Source organism: Micromonospora sp. NPDC049240 (genome assembly GCF_040647835.1).
Lineage (GTDB): Bacteria > Actinomycetota > Actinomycetes > Mycobacteriales > Micromonosporaceae > Micromonospora.
In genome coordinates this window covers 1-2,383 of the sequence record NZ_JBEZCX010000049.1, presented here as the reverse complement: position 1 = coordinate 2,383, position 2,383 = coordinate 1, and the positions used below count along the sequence as shown (strand labels likewise).

General features: G+C 70.1%; 1 protein-coding gene. It reads left to right on the top strand.

The window, feature by feature from the left end; genetic code table 11:
- Positions 1–2,383, top strand: a 2,383-nt coding sequence (locus AB0B02_RS31815; protein WP_357306788.1) for a beta-ketoacyl synthase N-terminal-like domain-containing protein, incomplete at both ends; no start/stop codon positions are given.

Sequence of the window (2,383 nt, the reverse complement as noted above, 5' to 3'; positions counted from 1 at the left end):
GCGTGGTGGTTGCATGCGCTGACCCGGGATGCGGATCTGGGTTTGTTCGTGGTGTATTCGTCGGCGGCGGCCACGCTCGGGTCACCGGGGCAGGGTAACTACGCCGCGGCCAACGCCGTTCTGGACGCCTTGGCGCTGCGGCGGCAGGCCGCAGGTCTGGTCGGGCAGTCGTTGGCGTGGGGGCTGTGGGCCCAGCAGTCGGCGATGACCGGGCATCTCGACGAGCTGGACCTGGACCGGATGCGACGCGCCGGCATCCTTCCCCTGTCCTCCGAGCAGGGCTTGGCGCTGTTCGACACGGCAGTACGTACTGACCAGCCGCAGCTCGTGCCGATGCGGGTGGACCTGCCTGCGCTGCGTCGTACCGGGGCCGGTGGCGTGCCACCGTTGTGGCGGACGTTGGCCGGCGGCCCGGCCCGCCGGGCGGCGACCACCGCCGATGTGCGGGTGGATCTGGCCGCCAGGTTGGCCGCTATGGGGGGCGAGGAACGCCAGCAGACAGTCCTGGAACTGGTGCGGGCACAAGCCGCGGTCGTGCTCGGCCATGCCGACCCCGCGGCGATTGATCCGGACAGCGCGTTCCGTGAACTCGGGCTCGATTCGTTGACCGCGGTGGAGTTGCGTAACCGGTTGGCTGCCGCGACCGGGTTGTCGTTGCCGGCCACGCTGGTCTTCGACTATCCGACACCGGTGGTGTTGACCGGGTTCGTGTTGACGGAACTGCTTGGTGAGCAGACCGATGTCCTTACGCCGGTGGCGGTCGGTGCGGGTGTCGACGAGCCGGTGGCGATCGTGGGGATGGGGTGTCGGTATCCGGGCGGAGTGGACGACCCGGACGGGTTCTGGCAGCTGCTGGTCGAGGGCATCGACGCGGTGAAGGGATTCCCCGCGGACCGGGGATGGGACCTGACAGCGCTGCACGACTCCGGCCGGCAGCGGTCGGAGACCCGGTACGGAACATTCCTTCCCGAGGCCGCGATGTTCGACGCGGGGTTCTTCGGGATCAGTCCGCGGGAGGCCGTGGCGATGGATCCGCAGCAGCGGCTGTTGTTGGAGGTTTCCTGGGAGGCGTTGGAGCGGGCCGGGATCGACCCGTCCGGGCTACGCGGCTCGGACACCGGCGTGTACGTCGGCACCAGCGGCCAAGACTACATCTCCATGATCGGCGACGTGCAGACCGGCAGCGAGGGACACCTCCTGACCGGTAACGCGGCCAGTGTCATGTCGGGGCGGGTGGCGTACACCCTGGGTCTGGAGGGCCCGGCGGTGTCGGTGGACACGGCGTGTTCGTCATCAGCGGTCGCGGTGCATCTCGCGGCGCAGGCGTTGCGCTCGGGTGAGTGTTCGATGGCCCTGGCCGGCGGTGTCACGGTGATGGCCACGCCGGGAGCGTTCGTGGAGTTTTCCCGGCAGGGCGGGTTGGCTGCCGACGGGCGGTGCAAACCGTTCGCGGACGCCGCCGACGGCACGGGTTGGGGTGAGGGCATCGGCATTCTGGTGTTGGAGCGGTTGTCGGATGCTCGTCGGCGGGGGCATCAGGTGTTGGCGGTGGTGCGGGGCAGCGCGGTCAATCAGGATGGCGCGTCGAATGGGTTGAGTGCGCCGAACGGGCCGTCGCAGCAGCGGGTGATCCGTCAGGCTCTGGCGAACGCGCGGTTGTCGCCGGGCGACGTCGACGTGGTGGAGGCGCACGGCACGGGCACCACCCTGGGTGACCCGATCGAGGCGCAGGCGCTCATCGCCGCGTACGGCCAGGGCCGGCCGGCGGAGCAGCCGCTTCGCCTGGGGTCGGTGAAGTCGAACATCGGCCACACCCAGGCAGCCGCAGGTGTCGCCGGGATCATCAAGATGGTCCTCGCGATGCGGCACGGGTTGATGCCCAAGACGCTGCACGTGGACGAGCCGTCGTCGCATGTGGACTGGTCGACCGGCTCGGTGCGTCTGCTGACCGAGGCCACGCCATGGCCGGACGGTGGCCGGCCGCGGCGGGCTGGGGTGTCGTCGTTCGGGATCAGCGGCACCAACGCCCACCTCATCCTGGAGGAGGCCGATCCCGTACCGGACCCGGCGTTGGGTCATGAGCCGGCCCCGCTACCGGGCGGCGGGGTGGTGCCGTGGTTGTTGTCGGCTAAGTCTGAGGTGGCGTTGCGGGCGCAGGCGCAGCGGTTGGCGGGGTTTGTGGTCGACCGGCCTGGGGTGGATCCGGTGGTGGTGGGGCGGGCGTTGGCGGGCCGGTCGGTGTTTGCGTATCGGGCGGTGGTGGTGGCGGGGGATGCCGATGGGTTCCTGGCTGGGTTGCGGGATGTGGATGTTTCGTCTGCGGTGGTGCGTGGTGTGGCGGCGGGTGTGGGTGGGTCGGGTGCGGTGTTTGTGTTTCCGGGGC